Source organism: Actinomadura sp. 1N219 (assembly GCF_044326405.1).
GTDB lineage: Bacteria > Actinomycetota > Actinomycetes > Streptosporangiales > Streptosporangiaceae > Spirillospora.
In genome coordinates this window covers 98743-118811 of record NZ_JBIRAY010000010.1, presented here as the reverse complement: position 1 = coordinate 118811, position 20069 = coordinate 98743, and the positions used below count along the sequence as shown (strand labels likewise).

General features: G+C 70.8%; 19 protein-coding genes and 1 tRNA gene. 7 read left to right on the top strand and 13 right to left on the bottom strand.

Annotated elements, in window-relative coordinates; genetic code table 11:
• Positions 1-32: 32 nt before the first annotated feature.
• Positions 33-2723: a DNA polymerase I gene (gene polA / locus ACH35V_RS27750; protein ID WP_395976501.1), complete on the bottom strand. Its 2691-nt coding sequence runs from the start codon at positions 2721-2723 to the stop codon at positions 33-35.
• Positions 2724-2920: 197 nt separating this feature from the next.
• Here polA and ACH35V_RS27745 point away from each other — a divergent pair, with 197 nt between their 5' ends.
• Both ACH35V_RS27745 and ACH35V_RS27740 read left to right on the top strand, forming a co-directional pair.
• Positions 2921-3274, top strand: a complete 354-nt coding sequence (locus ACH35V_RS27745; RefSeq protein ID WP_395977053.1) for a PaaI family thioesterase — start codon at positions 2921-2923, stop codon at positions 3272-3274.
• A gap of 290 nt (positions 3275-3564) precedes the next feature.
• Positions 3565-4143 (top strand): DUF4352 domain-containing protein, encoded by a 579-nt coding sequence (locus ACH35V_RS27740; RefSeq protein WP_395976499.1) that lies wholly within the window; start codon positions 3565-3567, stop codon positions 4141-4143.
• A 125-nt stretch (positions 4144-4268) separates the two neighbouring features.
• Here ACH35V_RS27740 and ACH35V_RS27735 read toward each other — a convergent pair whose 3' ends face one another.
• The 6 genes from ACH35V_RS27735 to ACH35V_RS27710 form a co-directional block, all read right to left on the bottom strand.
• Complete coding sequence (locus ACH35V_RS27735) at positions 4269-5069, bottom strand: ABC transporter ATP-binding protein (protein ID WP_395976497.1); 801 nt, start codon at positions 5067-5069, stop codon at positions 4269-4271.
• Positions 5059-5799, bottom strand: coding sequence for an ABC transporter ATP-binding protein (locus ACH35V_RS27730; RefSeq protein WP_395977051.1), 741 nt, complete (start codon positions 5797-5799; stop codon positions 5059-5061). Before ACH35V_RS27730 ends, ACH35V_RS27735 begins: the two co-directional genes overlap by 11 nt.
• A 47-nt stretch (positions 5800-5846) precedes the next feature.
• Positions 5847-7022 carry a branched-chain amino acid ABC transporter permease gene (locus ACH35V_RS27725; protein WP_395976495.1) on the bottom strand — a complete coding sequence of 392 codons (1176 nt, stop codon included), beginning with the start codon at positions 7020-7022 and terminating at the stop codon, positions 5847-5849.
• Entirely contained in the window at positions 7019-7984 is a 966-nt protein-coding gene (locus ACH35V_RS27720) for a branched-chain amino acid ABC transporter permease (RefSeq protein WP_395976493.1), read from the bottom strand. Before ACH35V_RS27720 ends, ACH35V_RS27725 begins: the two co-directional genes overlap by 4 nt.
• Positions 7985-8093: 109 nt before the next feature.
• Positions 8094-9272, bottom strand: a complete 1179-nt coding sequence (locus ACH35V_RS27715) for a branched-chain amino acid ABC transporter substrate-binding protein (RefSeq protein ID WP_395976491.1) — start codon at positions 9270-9272, stop codon at positions 8094-8096.
• A 296-nt stretch (positions 9273-9568) separates the two neighbouring features.
• Complete coding sequence (locus ACH35V_RS27710; protein WP_395977049.1) at positions 9569-10165, bottom strand: ANTAR domain-containing response regulator; 597 nt, start codon at positions 10163-10165, stop codon at positions 9569-9571.
• Positions 10166-10285: 120 nt separating this feature from the next.
• Between ACH35V_RS27710 and ACH35V_RS27705 the strand changes: the two genes are divergently transcribed.
• Both ACH35V_RS27705 and ACH35V_RS27700 read left to right on the top strand, forming a co-directional pair.
• Positions 10286-10360, top strand: a tRNA-Leu gene (locus ACH35V_RS27705).
• Between the two features lie 343 nt (positions 10361-10703).
• On the top strand, positions 10704-11282 hold the full coding sequence (locus ACH35V_RS27700) for a helix-turn-helix domain-containing protein (RefSeq protein ID WP_395976489.1): 579 nt from the start codon (positions 10704-10706) through the stop codon (positions 11280-11282).
• 101 nt (positions 11283-11383) lie between these two features.
• Here ACH35V_RS27700 and pyk read toward each other — a convergent pair whose 3' ends face one another.
• Positions 11384-12814: a pyruvate kinase gene (pyk, locus tag ACH35V_RS27695; RefSeq protein WP_395976487.1), complete on the bottom strand. Its 1431-nt coding sequence runs from the start codon at positions 12812-12814 to the stop codon at positions 11384-11386.
• 106 nt (positions 12815-12920) lie between these two features.
• On the bottom strand, positions 12921-13478 hold the full coding sequence (locus ACH35V_RS27690) for a type 1 glutamine amidotransferase domain-containing protein (protein WP_395976485.1): 558 nt from the start codon (positions 13476-13478) through the stop codon (positions 12921-12923).
• 68 nt (positions 13479-13546) lie between these two features.
• Between ACH35V_RS27690 and ACH35V_RS27685 the strand changes: the two genes are divergently transcribed.
• Positions 13547-14230, top strand: coding sequence for a helix-turn-helix domain-containing protein (locus tag ACH35V_RS27685; RefSeq protein ID WP_395976483.1), 684 nt, complete (start codon positions 13547-13549; stop codon positions 14228-14230).
• A gap of 12 nt (positions 14231-14242) precedes the next feature.
• Here the strand turns inward: ACH35V_RS27685 and ACH35V_RS27680 are convergent, their stop codons facing one another.
• The gene (locus ACH35V_RS27680) at positions 14243-15121 is read right to left on the bottom strand and encodes a hypothetical protein (RefSeq protein WP_395976481.1); all 879 of its coding nucleotides are present in this window, start codon (positions 15119-15121) and stop codon (positions 14243-14245) included.
• Between the two features lie 324 nt (positions 15122-15445).
• Between ACH35V_RS27680 and ACH35V_RS27675 the strand changes: the two genes are divergently transcribed.
• Positions 15446-16897, top strand: a complete 1452-nt coding sequence (locus ACH35V_RS27675) for a pyridoxal phosphate-dependent decarboxylase family protein (protein ID WP_395976479.1) — start codon at positions 15446-15448, stop codon at positions 16895-16897.
• Positions 16898-16974: 77 nt separating this feature from the next.
• Here ACH35V_RS27675 and ACH35V_RS27670 read toward each other — a convergent pair whose 3' ends face one another.
• Both ACH35V_RS27670 and ACH35V_RS27665 read right to left on the bottom strand, forming a co-directional pair.
• Positions 16975-17427, bottom strand: coding sequence for a VOC family protein (locus ACH35V_RS27670; RefSeq protein WP_395976477.1), 453 nt, complete (start codon positions 17425-17427; stop codon positions 16975-16977).
• 91 nt (positions 17428-17518) lie between these two features.
• Positions 17519-17956, bottom strand: a complete 438-nt coding sequence (locus ACH35V_RS27665) for a helix-turn-helix transcriptional regulator (protein WP_395976475.1) — start codon at positions 17954-17956, stop codon at positions 17519-17521.
• A 108-nt stretch (positions 17957-18064) separates the two neighbouring features.
• Between ACH35V_RS27665 and ACH35V_RS27660 the strand changes: the two genes are divergently transcribed.
• Positions 18065-18520 carry a DUF6069 family protein gene (locus ACH35V_RS27660; RefSeq protein WP_395976473.1) on the top strand — a complete coding sequence of 152 codons (456 nt, stop codon included), beginning with the start codon at positions 18065-18067 and terminating at the stop codon, positions 18518-18520.
• 79 nt (positions 18521-18599) lie between these two features.
• Here the strand turns inward: ACH35V_RS27660 and ACH35V_RS27655 are convergent, their stop codons facing one another.
• Entirely contained in the window at positions 18600-20063 is a 1464-nt protein-coding gene (locus ACH35V_RS27655) for a glutamate synthase subunit beta (RefSeq protein WP_395976471.1), read from the bottom strand.
• Positions 20064-20069 lie beyond the last annotated feature (6 nt).

Sequence of the window (20069 nt, the reverse complement as noted above, 5' to 3'; positions counted from 1 at the left end):
CGTCACCGGAACGGGGCCCCAGGTGTTTCCTTCTAGTGAGCCGCGTCCTGCCAGGTCTGGCCCGTGCCCATGGAGACGCTCAGGGGGGCGCGGAGGTCGTAGGCGCCGGCCATCTCGGTGCTGACGAGGGTCTTGAGGTCGTCTAGCTCGCCGGGGGCCACCTCGAAGACGAGTTCGTCGTGGACCTGGAGGAGCATCCGGGACGTCAGGCCGGCGGCGCGGAGAGCGCGGTCGACGTTGAGGCTGGCGACCTTGATGATGTCGGCGGCGGAGCCCTGGATGGGGGCGTTGAGGGCCATGCGCTCGGCCATCTCGCGGCGCTGCCGGTTGTCGGAGTTGAGGTCGGGCAGGTAGCGGCGGCGGTCGAGGATGGTCTCGGTGTAGCCGTCCTGGCGGGCCTTGGCGACGATGTCGCGCAGGTAGTCGCGGACGCCGCCGAACTGCTCGAAGTACTCCTCCATGAGGCCGCGGGCCTCGTCCGGGGAGATCCGCAGCTGCTGGGAGAGCCCGTAGGCGGACAGGCCGTAGGCGAGGCCGTAGTTCATGGCCTTGATGCGGGCGCGCAGCTCGGAGTCGATCTGCTCGGGCGGCAGGCCGAACACGCGGGACGCGGTGATGGTGTGGAAGTCGGCGCCGGAGCCGAACGCCTCCAGGAGCGCGTCGTCCTCGGACAGGTGCGCCATGATGCGCAGCTCGATCTGCGAGTAGTCGGCGGTGAGGAGGGACTCGTAGTCGCCGGAGACGACGAACGCCTCGCGGATCTGGCGGCCCTCGGCGGTGCGGATCGGGATGTTCTGCAGGTTCGGGTCGGTCGAGGAGAGCCGTCCGGTGGCGGCGATCATCTGGTTGAACGTGGTGTGGATGCGCCCCGCGTCGTCGGCCATCGGGATGAGGGAGTCGACGATGCTCTTGAGCTTCGCGACCTCGCGCCACCGCAGGATGTGCTCCAGGACGGGGTGCGGCTCCTTCTCCTGGAGGTTGGTGAGCGCCTCGGAGTCGGTGGTGTAGCCGGTCTTGGTGCGCTTGGTCTTGGGCAGGTTCAGCTCGTCGAACAGGACCTGCTGCACCTGCTTCGGCGACCCGAGGTTGAACTCGTGGCCGACCGCGCCGTGGGCGGCCTGCTCCTGCTCCTTGACCTGGCCGCCGAGGGACGCCGACAGCCCGGCGAGGTGGTCGGTGTCGACGGCGATCCCGGCGCGCTCCATCCCGGCGAGGACGCCGACGAGCGGCAGCTCCACCTCGTTCAGGAGGCGGGTGGCGCCGCGCTTGTCGAGGTCCTTGTCGAGGACGTCCGCCAGCTCGGTCACGGCGCGGGCGCGGACGGCGAGCGCCTCGGCCGCCTCCTCCTCGCCGGAGCCGTCGAGGGTGAGCTGCCCGGTGTCCTCGGTCTCGCTGCGCAGCTCGCGGTGCAGGTAGCGCAGCGCGAGGTCGGCGAGGTCGAACGTCCGCTGGCCGGGGAGCGCGAGGTACGCGGCGAGCGCGGTGTCGCTGGTGACGCCGTCGAGGGCGAGGCCGCGGGCGGCGAGCGCGAGCATCGGGCCCTTCGCCTCGTGGATCGCCTTGGGGCGCTTGACGTCGGCGAGGTAGCCGGCGAGGGCGCGCTCGTCGTCCTCGATCAGCTCGGCCGGGTCGAGGTGGACCGCCGGGCCCTTCTTGGACGCCAGCGCCAGCGCGGTGATCTCGCCCGTGCCGCGGCCCCACGTGCCGGTGACGGCGATGCCGAGGCGCTCGCCGGCGTTGGCGTCCAGCCAGGCGGCGAGCCCGCCGGGCTCCACCGTGTCCAGCTGGACGTCGAAGCCCTCGTCGGCCTCCGGCTCGGCGGCGGAGATCGTGGAGTACAGGCGCTCGCGCAGGACGCGGAACTGCAGCGAGTCGAACAGGGTGTGGATCTCGTCGCGGTCCCACTGGCCCATCGTCAGCTGCGGCGGCGTCAGCTCAAGGCCGACCTCGGTGTCGAGCTTGTTGATCTGGTGGTTGCGCATCACCCCGGCGAGGTGCTCGCGCAGGCTGTCGCCGGCCTTGCCCTTGATCTCGTCGACGCGGTCGATCAGGGTGTCGAGGTCGCCGTACTTGACGAGCCACTTGGCGGCGGTCTTCGGGCCGACGCCGGGCACGCCGGGCAGGTTGTCGCTGCTCTCCCCGACCAGCGCGGCCAACTCCCGGTACCGGACGGGCGGGACGCCGTAGCGGGACTCGACGGCGGCCGGGTCCATCCGGGACAGCTCGGACACGCCGCGGATCGGGTACAGGATCGTGACGTCGTCGTTGACGAGCTGGAAGGCGTCCCGGTCGCCGGTGACGATGAGGGTCTGCATGCCCGCGGACACGGCCTGGACGGACAGGGTGGCGATGATGTCGTCCGCCTCGAACCCGGCGACGGACAGGCGCGGGATGCGCAGCGCGTCGAGGACCTCGAAGATCAGGCTGACCTGGCTGCGGAACTCGTCCGGGGTCTTCTGCCGGCCCGCCTTGTACTCGACGTACTGCTCGTGCCGGAACGTCGGCTCGGAGCGGTCGAACGCCACGGCGATATGGGTCGGCTGCTCGTCGCGCAGGACGTTGATGAGCATCGAGGTGAAGCCGTACACGGCGTTGGTCGGCTGCCCGTCGGTCGTCGAGAAGTTCTCCACGGGCAACGCGAAGAACGCCCGGTAGGCCAGGGAATGCCCGTCGAGCAGAAGAAGCCGGTCACGCTTGTCAGGGGTCGCTGCTTTCGTCGCCACAGGAGGACTCTAGTCTGCGTCAACGACAGTTTCGCGGAGCCCCGAAGACCTGAAGGGAAGCAAGGATCTTCGGGCCCGCTCCCCCGCGGGTCGGCCCCCGGGGTCTGGGGTTCCCCTCAGGAAGGCAGGGCAGTGTGAGCGACACAGGGGACGCGGAGATCCTCTCCGAAGGCGTCCACGGCGACCTGGCGAAGACCATGGGCGTGGAGTTCCTGGAGGTCTCGGCCGAGCGCGTCGTGGGACGGATGCCCGTCAAGGGCAACACCCAGCCGTACGGGCTGCTGCACGGCGGCGCGTCCTGCGTCCTGGCCGAGTCGCTCGGCTCTATCGGCGCCGCGCTGCACGCGGGGGCGGGACGCATCGCCGTCGGCATCGAGATCAACGCCACCCACCACCGGTCCGCCACCGAGGGCCACGTGACGGGCGTGGCGACCCGCCTGCACGGCGGCCGGACGCTCGCCACCTACGACATCGTGATCACCGACGACGAGGACCGCCGGGTCTGCACCGCCCGCCTCACCTGCATGCTCCGGGACGCCCCCGGCGCGTGATCCCGCGTCGTTCTTCGCCACCGGCTTCCTTTGCGATGCGCGGCCCGGGGTCTGTAGCGTGGATCGGAACGGCCCGGGATCACCGAGTAGACAACGTACGCGCCCGGGGAAGGTTCGTACGGCCCCAAAGGTGATCCCGGGTCAACGCATGCCCGGCGACGTTGACCGGCCGCAGGACGGGCCGGTCCCCCGGCGCAACGACACCGGCGTTCGGTCATCACTGGTTGCGGTTGGGTTGCGAAACGCCACAGGACGTTCAACTGGGCGGTGATCGGTCGTACGTTCCGAACATGCGCTTCCGTGCCACACGTCCACGGGACTCCTTCGCGGGCGCCGCGCTCACGGTCGCCGCCTCCGCCGCGCTCGCCGCCGCAGTCGCGTTCGCCGGGTCCTCCGGTTCGAGGGAGGCGGAGACGACGCCGACCTACCGCATCCCGGCCGAGCAGGCCCGCGAAGGCGAGTCCGTGCCGGAGGGCAAGACCGGACGCAGCGCTGACATGACGTTCACCGTCGTCGGCTTCCGCGAGGGCATGACCGAGGTGATGGGCACCCACGCCGCGATGGGATCGAAGGGCACGTTCACCCGGATCCGCGTCCTCGCCGTCAACACCGGACGCGACATCCAGGTCTTCGACACCTGGAAGCAGCGCCTCGTCACCGCCGACGGCGCGGCCCACTCCCCCGACGTCAACGCCACCATGATCAAACGGCAGCCGGAGCGGCTGTCGGTCGGCTCGTTCATGCGCGCCGAGTTCGACCTCTGGTTCGACGTGCCGCGCGGCGCGAAGGCCAAGGCGGTCCGGCTCCACGGCTCGCCGACGGTCGGCGCCGTCAGCGACCCCGCGCCCGCCGAGATCGCGCTCCCCTGACCGCCCCGGCCCACCGGGTGCGGGCTCAGGCGTCCCCCAGGACACTCAGGACGCCCCGAAGCGCCGCGCCCGCCCAACCCCGGCGAACCGGACCTGAGCGGGCGCGTGCCGCAGCCTGAGAGCCGCTACCGGGACGTCCCCTCCTCGGGGTCGCGGCCGGCCTCCGGCTCGTCGGCCGCCTCCGCCGAGGCGACGTCCGAGGCCGCGGTCAGGTCGTCGCCCGACGCGCCGCCCAGGTAGGCCGCGCGGACCTGCGGGTCGTCGAGCAGTTCGCGCGCCGGCGCCGCCTTCACGACCCGGCCCGTCTCCAGCACGTACGCGCGGTGCGCGATCTGCAGCGCCTGCTGGGCGTTCTGCTCCACCAGCAGCACCGTGGTGCCGCGCCGGTTGATCTCCACGATGATCGAGAAGATCTGCTGGACGAGCATCGGCGCGAGGCCCATGGACGGCTCGTCCAGCAGCAGCACCTTCGGCTTGGCCATCAGCGCCCGCCCGATCGCGAGCATCTGCTGCTCGCCGCCGGACATCGTGCCGCCCGCCTGGTTCCGGCGCTCGGCCAGCCGCGGGAACAGCTCGTGCACCTCCGCCAGCTCCTTGGACGAGTCCTCCTTGCGGGCGTAGGCGCCCATCAGGAGGTTCTCCTCCACCGTCATGCCGGGGAAGATGCCGCGCCCCTCCGGGGCCTGCCCGATGCCGGCCAGGACCCGCTTGTGGCCGGGCACCCGGCTGATGTCGCGGCCGTCGAAGCGCACCGCGCCCGACGACAGGCCCCGCAGGCCCGAGACCGTCTTGAGCGTCGTCGTCTTCCCGGCGCCGTTCGCGCCGATCAGCGTGACGATCTCGCCCTGGTCGACGGACACCGAGATGCCCTTCAGCGCCGCGATCTTTCCGTAGTGGACGTGGATGTCGTCGATCTCAAGAAGCATCGGCCGGTGCCCCCAGATACGCCTCGATGACCCGCGGGTCGTTCTGCACCTCGGCCGGCAGGCCGTCGGCGATCTTCTGGCCGAAGTCCAGCACCGCGATCCGGTCGCTGATCCCCATCACCAGGCTCATGTCGTGCTCGATGAGCAGCACCGTCACGCCGGTGTCGCGGATCCTGCGGATGAGGTCCTGGAGCGCGACCTTCTCCGCCGGGTTCATGCCCGCGGCGGGCTCGTCCAGCAGCAGCAGCTTCGGCTCGGTCGCGAGCGCCCGCGCGATCTCCAGCCGCCGCTGGTCGCCGTACGGGAGGTTCTTCGCGGCCTCCTCGCCGCGGTGCGGGATGCCGACCAGCTCCAGCAGCTCGCGGGCCCGCGCCCTGCCGGAGCGCTCCTCCTTGCGGTGCCAGGGCAGGCCGAGGCCCGCGGCGACGAACCCGGTCCGGTGATGCGCGTCCGTGCCGACGAGGACGTTCTCGACCGCCGTCATGTTCTGGAACAGGCGGACGTTCTGGAACGTCCGCGCCACGCCCAGCTTCGTGACGACGTACCGCTTCTTCCCGTCGATGCGCTTCCCGCGGAACACCACCCGCCCCTCGGTCGGCCGGTACACGCCGGTGGTCACGTTGAACACCGTCGTCTTCCCGGCCCCGTTCGGGCCGATCAGCGCGAAGATCTCGCCTTCCGCGATGGAGAGGTTCACCTTGTTGAGCGCGACCACGCCGCCGAAGCGCATCACGACGTCCCGCAGCTCAAGGACGGGCGCGGCGTCCTTCGTCCCGCTCACTTGCCCTCCTCCAGCGTCTCGATCGGGCCGGAGTCGGGCTTGTCCGGTCCGGCCACCTCGGCTCCCATACTGCCCATGCCGCCGGTGCCCTCGGCCAGTTCGGCCTTGCGCTGCCGGGACGGCCACAGGCCCTCCGGACGGAAGATCATCATCAGCACCAGCGCGGCGCCGAAGATCAGCATCCGGTAGTCGGACAGGAACCGGAACCGCTCGGGCAGCCAGGCCAGCACCGCGGCGCCCAGCATGACGCCCGGGAGGTTGCCCGAGCCGCCCAGCACCACGCCGGCCAGGATCAGCGCCGACACCAGGAACTCGAAGTTCAGCGGGGTGATCGACGTCTGCTGGGACGCGAACACCACGCCGCCGCTGCCGCCGATCGCGGCGCCGATCGCGAACGCCGCCAGCTTGAACTTGAACGTCGGCACGCCCATCAGCTCGGCCGCGTCCTCGTCCTCGCGGATCGACACCCACGCGCGGCCGACCCGCGAGTTCTCCAGCCGCTTCACGAAGATGATCGCGACGATGATGAACACGAGCAGCAGGTAGTAGTACGGCCGGGAGTCCAGCAGCCCGTACTTCAGCGGCTGCACGCCCATGATCTCGAACTCCGACAGCGACGGCGGATGCGGGATGCCCTGCACGCCGCGCGGGCCGTTCACGTAGTCGCTGTTGTTCGCCGTGCGCTTGACGATCTCACCGAAGCCGAGCGTCACGATCGCGAGATAGTCGCCGCGGAGCCGGAGCGTCGGCGCGCCCAGGATCACGCCGGCCAGCGCCGAGAACGCGATCGCCAGGACGAGCGACTCCCAGAAGCTCCAGTCGTACTTGGTCGCGAAGATCGCCATCGTGTAGGCGCCGACCGCGTAGAACGCCACGTACCCGAGGTCGAGCAGGCCGGCCATGCCGACCACCACGTTCAGGCCGATCGCCAGCAGCACGTAGATCGCGATCTGGGTGCTCAGCATCGACGCCCAGTCGGAGCCGCTCGGCGCCATGAACCCGCCGATCGACTCGCTCGGCAGGAGCACGCCGCCGATGATCAGGAGGCCGTAGACGATCCAGCGCACCACCGGCGGGGCACCCGCCCAGGCGTTGCGGAGCGGATCGAAGGAGAGCATGTCGCGGACCCCGGCGCGGTCGCCGTTTCCGTTTCCGTTCTTTGTGAGGTTCATGCGCGCGCCCGCTGGAGAGACTCACCGAGAATGCCGGTGGGACGGAACATCAGGACCAGGATCAGCAATGTGAACGCGACGACGTCCCGCCATTCCGACCCGAAGATGCTCGAGCCGTACATCTCCAGCAGCCCCAGGGTGAAGCCGCCGGCGAGGGCGCCGCGGATGTTGCCGATGCCGCCGAGCACCGCGGCGGTGAACGCCTTGATGCCGAGCAGGAACCCGACGAAGTAGTTCGTGGTCTCGAACCGCAGGAAGTACAGCGCCGCGGCGACGCCCGCCATGATGCCGCCGACGAGGAACGTCACCGACACCACCCGGTCGATGTTGACGCCCATCAGGACCGCGGTCTCCGGGTCCTGCGCCGTCGAGCGGATGCCGCGGCCGAGCTTCGTCCGGTTCACGAACTGGTCCAGCGCGATCATCATCCCCACCGCGCCGATGAAGACGATCAGCTGATCGTTGCGGATCAGCAGCGGGCCGACGTCCACCACGTTCGACAGCTCTTTGAAGTGCTCGTTGACGTCGAGCTTGCCGCCCTCCTTCGAGGTGCCGAAGACCCGATGGATCACCACCGTGCCCATCAGCTGCTGGATGAAGATCGACGCGCCGATCGCGGAGATCAGCGCCGCCAGCCGGGACGCGCCCTTCTTGCGCAGCGGCCGGTACGCGGTCACCTCCAGCAGCATCGCGCCGCCGCCCGCCACCGCGCCGGCCACGACGGCCATCAGCACCACCACGCCGATGAGCGCGATCCCGCCCACGTCGGAGGCGCCGATCCCGCGTGCTGTCCACAGCGCGGCGAACGTGCCCACCATGAAGATGTCGGCATGCGCGAAATTGATCAGCCTGAGCACGCCGTAGACCATCGTGTAGCCGAGCGCCAGGAGCGCGTAGATCGCGCCCAGCGCCAGCCCGTCGACGGTCGACGGCCAGAATTGATTGATGAAGTCGTCGAGCACCTTCGGTCGCCTTCGTCAAAGGAGCGGGAGCGCTGTAGCGCTCCCGCTCCCGCGCCATCAGAGGCCCCCGGAACGGGGGACGGTCAGGTCTGTCCAGACGTGGTGACGCCTACGAGACCTTTGCTTCGTTGCTGTTGCCGAGCAGCGGCAGCTTGTTGCCCTGCACCTCGTAGATGAAGATGTCCTGCGCCGCGAGCTCGCCCTTGTCGTCGAACTTGATCTGCTTTCCGACGCCCTGGATGTCCACGGTCTTCAGGTAGGTGTTGATGTCCTCCGGCGTGGTCTTGCCGGCCTTGACGGCCTCGATGAACGCCGTCGCCGCGTCGAAGCCCTCCGTCGAGTAGATCGCGACCTCGGCGCCGAACTTCGCCTTGTAGTCGGTGGCGAACTTCTTGGCCTTCTCGTTGGTCTTGCCCTCGGCGTCGATCATGCAGCCGCAGCTCAGCAGCGCCTTCTGCGCGTTCTTCTCGCCCGCGCCCTCGATCAGCCCGGTGGCGAGCGAGCCGTCGCCCGACATCATCTTGCCCTGGTAGCCGGCCTCGCGCAGCTGCTTGAACAGCCGCCCGGCGACGGCGTAGTAGCCGCCGAAGTAGACCGCGTCGGGCTTGAACTGGTTGATCTTGTTGACGGTGGAGGAGTAGTCCGTCGCCTTGTCGTCCACGCCGTCCGACTGGGTCTGCACGCCCTTGGCGGCCGCCGCCTTCGCGATCGCGCCGGCGAGGCCCTCGCCGTAGGCCTGCTTGTCGGACACCGTGAAGATCTTCTTCGCCTTCACCGAGTTCACCAGGAAGTTCGCGGCGCCCTCGCTCTGCACGGCGTCGTCGGCGACCACGCGGTGCCAGAACTTCCAGCCCTTCTCGGCCAGGGTGACGCTCGTCGCGGACGGCGAGATGCTCGGGATCTTCGCCTCTTCCAGGATCGGGCCCACGCTCTCGGACTCGCCGGAGAACGCCGGTCCGATCAGGCCCACGATCTTGTCGCTCTTGACCGCGCCCTGCGCCAGCGGCGTGGCCTGCTCGGCCTTGCCCTGGCTGTCATAGACCTTCAACTTGATCTTGGTCTTGGGGTTGGTCGCGTTGTACTGGTCGATGGCCAGCTGCGCGCCCTGCATCGGCGGGATCACCAGGCCCGAGTTCTCCCCGGTCTTGTCGCCCATGAACCCGATCGTGATCTCGTCGCCGCCGCCGCTGCCGCCGCCGTCATCGTCGCCACCGCAGGCCACGGCGCTGAGCGCGAGCGCCGCGCTCACCACCACCGCGCCGGTGAGCCTCATCTTGTTGCGCCGCAAGGTGCCCAACCTTTCCATCCGGATCCGGGAGAGGATCGGGTACGAGTCGTACCCCGGCGCCGACACTCGGATGGAGAAATCGGTCACTCGGGGACCAGGTATGTCGTACACCGTGGAGCCACCCCAGAACAGGACCCCCGGATAGAAGGGTTACTCGTTCGTTACGCCCCCGTGCTCATCCGATACCCGGCATTGCCAGGCACGATTACACTGAGTGACGACTCGGGCCCGGTCCGGAACACCGGCAATGGGCCTTGACAACGCGAGGGATGACAGCGATAAGGAGTCAACCCGCGTCAACCCGCGGCCGACTCGCCTCCGCCCTGCGATCCGCCGTCCGTCGCGCCCGCCACGACCGCCTCCGCGACGGCCCGCATCGTGAGCCGCCGGTCCATGGAGGTCTTCTGGATCCACCGGAACGCCTCCGCCTCGGACCACCCGTGCGCCTCCTGCAGCAGCCCCTTGGCGCGGTCGACCACCTTCCGGGTCTCCAGCCGCTCCTGCAGGCCCGCGACCTCCGCCTCCAGCGCCCGCAGCTCGGTGTACCGGCTGACCGCCATCTCGATCGCCGGCACGAGGTCGGTCTTGGAGAACGGCTTGACGAGGTAGGCCATCGCCCCCGCGTCCGTCGCCCGCTGGACGAGCTCGCGCTGCGAGAAGGCGGTCAGGATCACCACCGGGGCGATCCGGTCCGCCGAGATCCGCTCCGCCGCCGAGATCCCGTCCAGCACCGGCATCTTGACGTCGAGGATCACCAGGTCGGGCTTCAGCTCCCCGGCCAGCCGGACGGCCGTCTCCCCGTCCCCGGCCTCGCCGACGACCTCGTAGCCGTCCTCCTGAAGCATCTCCTTCAGGTCCAGCCGGATCAGGGCCTCGTCTTCCGCGATCACCACTCGCCGCGCGCTCTCCACGCACACGACCCTACCGAAACCCGCTACCCTGTCCTGAGCCAGGTCGCTCAGACCTCCATAATCGAATATCGCGGGCCTGATGTCCGATTTGATCGAATAGATGCCCCGGTACCCCAATAGGCATGAGGGAGCGGTCTCAAACACCGTACAGTGTGGGTTCGAGTCCCACCCGGGGCACACAAACCGAAGTCGCTGGCTCCATATGGGCCGCGACTTCGTCGCATTTCCCCACATAGCGGCCATCTCATCATCCTGGCCCGTCCGCACCCAGAGGTCCAAGGTGCCACTGGCCCAGCCGGGATTTGTCGTACCCAGGCGTCATCATGACGCTATGGATACAAAGGGACACCAAGAGTCAGTTGATCGGCCTCCGGGCACCGGAGGAGCAGACCTCGGTGCCACCTCGTCTGCGGGATCAGCGCAAGGCCAGGTCGAAGTCGGAGATCGACACGGAGTCTCTCGGAAACCGAAGCCTGACCTGCTCGCTCCAGCAGGCTGCCCGATATGCCGCGCCGCCGAGGTGGACAGGGAAGCCTACTCATATCTCCTTGGCATCTACCTCGGCGATGGCCATATCGCCCGCCAGCCCAACGGCGTCTACCGCTTGGAGATCGCCTGTGCCGACGCGTGGCCTGGCTTGATCGACGCCGCCGCCGACGCTGTGAGCGCCGTCATGTCCGGTGCGCGCATCGGACGCCGCCAGAGGCCCGGATGCACCCTCGTAGGCGCCTACTCCAAGCACTGGCCATGTTGGTTTCCGCAGCATGGGCCGGGGCGGAAGCACGAGCGGAAGATCGCGCTGGCGGGGTGGCAGCGGGAGATCGTGGACGAGTGCACGGAGGAGTTCGTCCGGGGGCTGATCCACTCGGACGGCTGCCGCACCATCAATCGGATACGGCGGCGGTTCAAGAGCGGGGATCGCTGGTACGAGTATCCGCGGTACAACTTCACGAATGTGTCGGTGGACATCCAGAGGCTGTTCACCGATGCGCTTGATCGGCTCGGGGTCGCCTGGACGCAGATGAATGCGAAGAACATCTCGGTCGCTCGGCGGGAGGCGGTGGCGCGGCTGGACGAATTCGTGGGGGCGAAGTACTGAGCGTCTTCGGCGGGAGCGGGGTGCGCGTTTCCAGAGCGACGTGGAAATGAGATCGGTTGGTGATCCGCTGGGGTGGAGTATCGCGGTTGCGGGGTGGGTGGTCAGTGCTGGATTCCTATGGCGTCGCCGATGCTGTGGACGCGGAGCGCGTTCGTGGAGCCGGGCGTGCCGGGGGGCGAGCCGGCGACGACGACGACCTTGTCGCCCTTCTGGCAGCGCCGGAGTTCGAGGAGGGCCTGCTCGACCTGGCCGAACATGGCGTCGGTGTGGTCGACGTGGGGGACGACGAAGGTCTCGACGCCCCAGACGTGGGCGAGGCGGCCGCGGACGGCGGGCACCGAGGTGAACGCGAGCAGCGGGATCGGCGAGCGGTAGCGGGACAGGCGGCGGGCCGTCTCGCCGGACATGGTGAAGGCGGCGAGCGCCTCAGCGCCGACGATGGCGCCGACCTCGGCGGCGGCGCGGGCGATCGCGCCGCCGACGGTCTCGGGCATGCGCTCCAGGGTGTGGGTGGCGTGCAGGGATGCCTGCTCGGCGGTCTGCACGATGCGGCTCATCGTCAGGACGGACTCGATCGGGTACTGGCCGACGCTGGTCTCGCCGGAGAGCATGACGGCGTCAGCGCCCTCGAAGACGGCGTTGGCGACGTCGGAGGTCTCGGCGCGGGTGGGCCGCGGCGCGGAGATCATCGATTCGAGCATCTGGGTGGCGACGATGACCGGGCGGGCCTTCTCGCGGCACAGCTCGATGGCGCGCTTCTGGACGATCGGCACCTGTTCGAGGGGCAGCTCGACGCCGAGGTCGCCGCGGGCGACCATGATCCCGTCGAAGGCGGCGACGATCTCGGGGAGGCGCTCCACGGCCTGCGGCTTCTCGATCTTGCCGATGAGGGGGACGCGGACGCCCTCCTCCTCCATGATCTGGTAGCAGATGTCGGCGTCGGCGGGGGTGCGGACGAAGGAGAGCGCGACGAGGTCGACGCCGAGCCGCAGGGCCCAGCGCAGGTCGCGCTCGTCCTTCTCGGTGAGGGCGGGGACGCTGACCGGGACGCCGGGCAGGTTGAGGCCCTTGTTGTCGGAGACCATGCCGCCGACGGTGACGGTGGTGTGCACCCGGGCGCCCTCGACGGACGTGACCTTGAGCGCGACGCGGCCGTCGTCGATGAGGACGCTGTCGCCGGCGCCGACGTCGCCGGGCAGGCCGGCGTAGGTGGTGGAGACCTCGCGGCGGGTGCCGGGGACGTCGTCGGTGGTAATGGTGAATTCGTCGCCGAGGGTGAGGCGGACGGGACCGTCGGGGAAGCGTCCGATGCGGATCTTGGGGCCCTGCAGGTCGGCGAGGATGCCGACGCCGCGTCCGGTGGCGTCGGCGGCGGCCCTGATGCGGTGGTAGACCTCCTCGTGGACGGCGTGGTCGCCGTGGCTCATGTTGAGGCGCGCGACGTCGATGCCGGCCTCGACGAGGGCGTTGATCTGCTCGGTGCTCGAGCAGGCGGGGCCGATGGTGCTGACGATCTTCGCTCGACGGGTCACGCGCACAACCGTACTTAGTTACCTGCCGGTACGGATATTCGTGCAGGACATGGTCGCCCGGGGTTCACCGAGTGGTCTAGGTCAGAGGTCTAGACCACGCCGGACCTCACCGTTTGAACGCCTCGACGGCGGCCTGGCAGAACGCCTTGAGGTCGTCGGGCTTGCGGCTGCTGACGAGGACGTTCGGTCCGGCTTCACAGATCTTTACCTCCTCGTCCACCCAGGTCGCCCCCGCATTGCGCAGATCGGTCTGGAGGCTCGGCCACGAGGTCAGGGTGCGGCCGCGGACGACGTCGGCCTCGATGAGCGTCCACGGGCCGTGGCAGATGACCGCGACGGGCTTGCCCGCGTCGAAGAACGACCTGGTGAACGTGACGGCCTTGGGCTGGGTCCGCAGGAAGTCGGGGTTGGCGACGCCGCCGGGCAGGACGAGCCCGTCGAACGCGCCGTGCTCGGCGGCGTCGACGGTGGCGTCGACCGGGAAGGTGTCGCCCTTGTCGAGGTGGTTGAACGCCCGCAGGCGTCCGGACGCCGTGGAGATCAGGCGGGGCGCGCCCCCGGCCCGCTCGACGGCCGCCCAGGGTTCGGTCAGCTCGACCTGCTCGGTGCCCTCCGGGGCGCAGAGGAAGGCGATGGTCTTGCCCTGAAGGTCGTTGTTCGGCATGGCCGTGCTCCTGTTCGGATGGGGTTTCCCGTGGCCCTGCCCGTCAGCGCGGGTGGTATGCAGGAGGTGTGAATCCGACGGGCTATCGCGAGTACCCCGCGCCGGGGCTGGCGTGCTCGTGGACGTCGGCGCTGCCGCGGGACGCGGAGCCGTTCCTGCAGCGCGTCGTGCCCGACGGCTGCGTGGACCTGATGTGGTCGGCGTCGGGGATCACCGTGGCCGGGCCCGACACGGGGCCGATGCCCGCGCTGATGCGGCCGGGCGACGCGGTGGCGGCGGTGCGGTTCGCGCCGGGGACGGCGCCGCCCGTCCTGGGCGTCCCGGCGGACGCGATCCGGGACGGCCGCCTGCCGCTGCGCGACCTGTGGGGCGCTGAGGCGGACCGGCTGGCGGAGTCCGTGGCATCGGCGCGCGACCCCCACGCGGCGCTGGTCGCGGCGGTGCGGGAGCGGCTGCGGCCCGCGGATCCGCTCGTCCCGGCGGTGGTGTCCGGGCTCGCCGCCGGTTCGGTGCGGGACGTGGCGGACGGTCTCGGCATCAGCGAGCGGCAGCTCAGGCGGCGTTCGCTGGCGGCGTTCGGGTACGGGCCGAAGACGCTGCAGCGCGTGCTGCGGTTCCAGCGGGCACTGCGCCTGGCGCGGGCGGGCGAGCCGCTCGCGGCGGCGGCGTTCGCGGCGGGCTACGCCGACCAGGCGCACCTCGCGCACGAGGTGCGAGACCTGGCGGGCGAGCCCGTCCGGAACCTGCTGTGAGGCCGCCGCCGATCAGGGCTTGAGGCGGCCGTAGGCGCGGAGCGTTCTGAGGCGCTCGACGGTGATGAAGCCGCGCCATTCGGGACGGGTGATGGGCGTCCAGATCGGGAAGGCGACGTCCCAGCCGCCGTCGTCGTCCTGGGCGTCGATCAGCGCGTCGAGGTGGGCGTCGATGACGTCGGCGGTGAAGAGCCGGCGTCCGTGGCCGTCCGGGTGCGGGGCGAAGTCGAGCGGCAGGTGCTGGTCTCCCCCGGCGTGCGGGTCGAGGGCGACGGGTGCGGCGAGGGCGTCCCGGAGGCGGGTGAACACGGCCTCGGCGCGGTCGCGGTCGGGGACGTGGTCGAGGAACGTGAGGATGGAGAGGGCGTCGTACGGGCCGGGTTCGGCGTCCGCGTGCTCCAGGTGGCGCCAGCAGAACTCCGTGGCGGGGCCGAGCCAGGGGTGGGCGGATCCGGCGCGGTACAGCATTCCGGCGAGCGTCCCGGTGGGGTTGATGTTGCCGGGCGGGTCGTCGGGTGTCTGCCACCAGGGCGCGTGCGGGGTGCCGCGGACGGCCGGCAGCACGAACGGCACTCCCCCGCCGGGCGCGGTGATCGACGTCAGGTAGTCGCCGATGCGCGTGACGGCCGGGTCGTCGTCGGCGCCCGCCTCGTGGAGGACGTCGAGGGCGTGCTGGGCGGGGACGGGCTGGCTCCCCTCGCCGCGCAGGTCGGGTTCGAGGGCGTGGCCGTAGCCGCCGTCCGGGTTCTCGTAGGCGCGCAGGGCCGCGAGGACGGGTCCGGCGGGCCCGCCGCGGAAGTGGAGGGCGAACCGGTGCCGGTCGATGAGGCGGCCGTTGACGCGCATGAACTCGGCGGCGCGGTCGAGGCCGGTGTCGTGCAGGACCTTCATGCCTCGACCGTAGACCGGCCGGATCCGGCCGGTCTTGTAGGAAACGGACGCCCGGGAGATTGGGTGGGCCCGGCCACCCCAGCGGTGGGTGGCCGGGCCCCTGATGTCCCGCGTGCGGGGTGCGGGAGCGAGCGGTCCACGGCGGCGCGGGAGGGCTCCGTGCCTTCAGGCCGCCGAGTCGTGAACCTTGGCGGGACCGTAGCCGACCTGCTCGGAGACTACAAGTGGGCGCACGGGAGCCGGGCGTGACAAAGCCGCAGGGCAGTCGTGCGGGCGGCGCGAGGCCGCTTCCGGACGGGGGTCGTTTGTGGTCTGCTGTCCGACATGAGTGATCCGCTGGACGAACGTGACGTGGCAGGTGAGCCGCTCGCCGTGGTGGCGGGCGCGGCGGGGCCTTATCTGGACGGGCTGGCGGGGCGTCCCGTCCACGATCGGTCGCGGGACGCGCTGCTGGACGAGCTTGACGGCCCGCTGCCGGAGCGGGGCGACGGGTCGGTCGCGGCCGTGGAGCGGCTGGTGCGGGTGGGGACGGAGGCGGCGACGCATTCGTCCGGGCCGCGGTTCTTCCATTTCGTGGTGGGCGGGTCGACGCCGGCGGCGATGGCGGGCGACTGGACGACGTCGCTGCTGGACCAGGGCGCGGGCATGTGGGTGCTGTCGCCGCTGGCCACGCGGGCGGAGGCGGTGGTGCTGCGGTGGCTGAAGGAGCTGTTCGGGCTGCCCGCGTCGTTCGGCGGCGTGCTGACGCCGAGCGCGACGTTCGCGCACGTCACGGGCCTGGCGTGCGCCCGGTCCTGGTGGGCGGACCGGTACGGCGTGGACGTGACGTCGCGCGGCCTGGCGGGCCTGCCGGCGATGCCGGTGTTCAGCAGCGGGCTGGTGCACGTCAGCACCCGCAAGGCGCTGCAGATCCTCGGCTGCGGCCGGGACACGCTCCGCACGTTCGCGCGGGACGACGCGGGCCGCGTCGACCTGGCGGCCATGAACGCGGAGCTGGCGCGGGCGGGCGGCCGCGCGGTGATCGTGGCGAACCTCGGCGACGTCAACACGGGCGACTCCGACCCGATCGCAGACCTCGCCGACCTCGCGGAGCGGCACGGGGCCTGGCTGCACGTGGACGGCGCGTTCGGCATGTTCGCCGCCCTCTCGCCCCGGACGGCGCATCTCGCGCGGGGTGTGGAACGTGCCGATTCGGTGACGGCGGACGGCCACAAGTGGCTGAACGTGCCGTACGAGAGCGGGTTCTCGTTCGTCCGCGACCAGGCGATGATGACCCGCGCGTTCGGCGCGTGGGGCGCGTCGTACCTGCCGGACGCGGGTCCGGACGGCGCCGGCGACGGGGACGGCGAGCGGATCAACTACAACATGCTGGGCCCGGAGTCGTCGCGGCGGGCGCGGGCGCTGCCGATCTGGGCGACGCTGCGCGCGTACGGCCGGGACGGCTACCGGGCGATGGTGGAGCGGCATCTGGACGTCTCGCAGCACCTGGGCGGCCTCGTCGAGGCGGCGCCGGACCTGGAGCTGCTCGCGCCGGTGCAGCTGTGCGTCGTGTGCTTCCGGTACCGTCCGGACGGCGTCCCGGAGAGGCGCCTGGACGAGCTGAACGCACGCCTGGGCGAAGAGCTGCTCGCGGACGGCCGTGTCTACGCGGGGACGAGCACGTACCGGGGCATGACGGTGTTCCGGCCAGCGCCCCTGAACTGGCGGACGACCAGGGCGGACGTGGAGCTGCTGGTGGACGTCCTGCGAGAACTCGGCGCACGCCTGACCCCGTGATCCGCCGGGCCGGGGCGGCCTGAGCGCCCCGCCCCCGGCCCCGGCCCCGCCCGCCCCGGCCCCGTGGCCGAGCGGTCTCACGAGACGCAGTCGCCCCAGGACGCGGACTCGTCGAGCTTGGCGAAGGGCTGGGTGAGGCTGTACCAGCAGCCGGAGTCGTCGCGGAAGACGGCCTCGATGCCGTAGGGGCGCTTCTCCGGCGCGTGGACGAACTCGACGCCCTGGGCGGACAGCCGCTCGTAGTCGCCCTGGCAGTCGTCGGTGGTGAACGCCCCGGCGCCGAGGACGCCCTTGGCGATGAGCGCCTTCATCTGCTCGGCGGAGCCGGGGTCCATCGTGGGCGGGCCCGGGACCATGAGCGCGAGGCTCAGGTCGGGCTGCTGCTTCGCGCCGAGGGTGACCCAGCGCATCCCGCCCTCGCCGAGCGTCATGTCGTCGCGGACCTCCAGCCCGAGCTTCTCGGTGAAGAACGCCTTGGCCGCGTCCTGGTCGAGCACCCAGACGGTGGCCAGCCCCAGCTTGGTGATCATTTCGGTGTCTCCTTCGCGATGCGGAACCTGCGCGTCCACGCTAGGAGCCTGGCGGCGAGGCCGCCTTCTCGAAAGTTGCTGCCTCCCCAGGTCACCCGGCGGGGCGCCCCTGGTCCTTGCGGAAGCCGCCCGCCCAGAACAGCACGAAGCAGCCGGGGATCGCGGCCGAGTCGGTGGCGCGGGCGCGCCGGCGGAACTCGGTCGGCGTCATCCCGGCCTCCTGCTTGAAGCGGGTGCAGAACGAGCCGAGGCTGGTGAAGCCGACCAGCATGCAGATCTCGGTGACGGTCAGGTTGGCGGTGCGCAGCAGGTCCTGGGCGCGCTCGATGCGGCGCCGGGCCAGGTAGCGGCCCGGCGTCTCGCCGTAGACGTCGTTGAACAGCCGGACGAAGTGGTACCGCGAGTAGCCGGCGCGGGCGGCGACGGCGGCGACGTCCAGGGGTTCGGCCCAGTCGCGGTCCATGGCGTCCCTGGCCAGCCTGATGCGGCGCAGCAAGTCCGTGTCCAGGGCGGACGTCGTGGTTCCCATGCCCTCGATGCTGGCACATCCGTACCGACAAGAAATTTTGTCTTGACAAATCTGTTTGTCGGATGCGAAGCTGGCGACACCAGCCCGAAAGCACTGAAGGAGCACACGATGACCACCACGACGATCCGGACCACCGCCCCCGCGACCACCGCTCCCGCGACCGCCCCGGCCCGCCGCCAGGGCGTCCGGCGGGTGCGCGCCGCGGCCGTCGCCGCCGCCGTCGCGGCCAGCACGGTCCTCTACCTCGCCGCCTCCGCCGCGGGCGTCGACTTCCTGCTGACCGACCCCGGCAAGGACGAGGCGTACCACCTGAAGGCCTTCGACGTCGCCCTGTTCAGCACGGTGTCCGCGCTGCTGGGCTGGGGCACGATGGCGGTGCTGGAGCGGTTCACCCGCCACGCCCGGACGATCTGGGGCGTCCTCGCCGGCGCCGTCCTGGCGCTGTCGTTCGTGCCGATCTTCCTGGAGCAGGCGACGGCGTCCACCCGCGCCGTGCTGGTGGTCCTCCACATCGCCGTGGCCGTGGCGCTCCTTCCCCTCCTGCGCCGCCGCGCCACCCGATGAGCGCACCCCAGGCACGACGAAGGCCCTGAAGGGAACTCCTTCAGGGCCTTCGTCGCGTCTCGGCGGATTAAGTGATGGGTCAGGCGATCGGACGGGCCGTGGGCGGGATCGGGTACGGCAGGGACGTGCGGCCGGTGAGGAAGGCGTCGACGCCGCGCGCGGCGGCGCGGCCCTCGGCGATGGCCCACACGATCAGGGACTGACCGCGGCCCATGTCCCCGGCGGCGAACACGCCGTCCACGGACGTCGTGTAGTCGCCGTCGCGGACCACGTTGCCGCGCTGGTCGAGCTCGACGCCGAGCTGGTCGAGCAGCCCCTCGCGCTCCGGCCCGAGGAAGCCCATCGCCAGCGTGACCAGCTCCGCCGGGATCTCCCGCTCGGTGCCCTCGATCGGCTTGAACCCGGTGTCAGGCCCGCCGACCTCCACCAGCCGCAGCGCCCGGACGTTGCCGTCGCCGTCGCCCGCGAACTCGGTGGTGGACACGGCGTAGACGCGGTCGCCGCCCAGGTCGGCGAGCTCCTCGTGGGCGCTCTCCATCTTGAACAGCATCGGGTACGTCGGCCACGGCTGCGCGTCCGGGCGGGACTCCGGCGGCCGCGGCATGATCTCCAGCTGGGTGACGGACGCGGCGCCCTGCCGGATCGCGGTGCCGACGCAGTCGGCGCCGGTGTCGCCGCCGCCGATGACCACGACGTGCTTGCCCTCCGCGGAGATCGGCGACTCGTCGTAGTCCCCCTCCCGCACCCGGTTGGACGGCGGCAGGTACTCCATCGCCTGGTAGACGCCGTTCAGCTCGCGTCCGGGGACGGGCAGGTCGCGCCAGGCGGTGGCGCCGCCCGCGAGGACGACGGCGTCGTGCCGGGCGCGCAGGTCGTCGGCGGTGACGTCGACGCCCACGTGCACGGACGTCTTGAACACGGTCCCCTCGGCGCGCATCTGGTCGAGGCGCCGGTCCAGATGCCGCTTCTCCATCTTGAACTCGGGGATGCCGTAGCGCAGCAGGCCGCCGATCCGGTCGGCGCGCTCGTAGACGGTGACGTCGTGCCCGGCGCGGGAGAGCTGCTGCGCGGCGGCGAGGCCCGCGGGCCCCGAGCCGACGACCGCGACGGTCTTACCGGTCTTCACGGCGGGCGGCTGCGGGCGCACCCAGCCCTCGGCGAACGCCCGGTCGATGATCTCGACCTCGACCCGCTTGATCGTCACCGGGTCCTGGTTGATGCCGAGGACGCAGGCGCTCTCGCACGGGGCGGGGCACAGCCGCCCGGTGAACTCGGGGAAGTTGTTGGTGGCGTGCAGCCGCTCGATCGCCTCGTGCCAGTCCTTGCGGTGGACGAGGTCGTTCCACTCGGGGATGAGGTTGCCGAGCGGGCAGCCCTGGTGGCAGAACGGGACGCCGCAGTCCATGCAGCGGCTCGCCTGCTTCTCCAGGCGGTCGCGGCCGAAGTCCTCGTAGACCTCGGACCAGCTGCGGATCCGCACGTCGACCGGGCGGCGCTTCGGGAGCTCCCGCCGGACGGTCAGAAAACCCTTCGGGTCGGCCATTGAAGG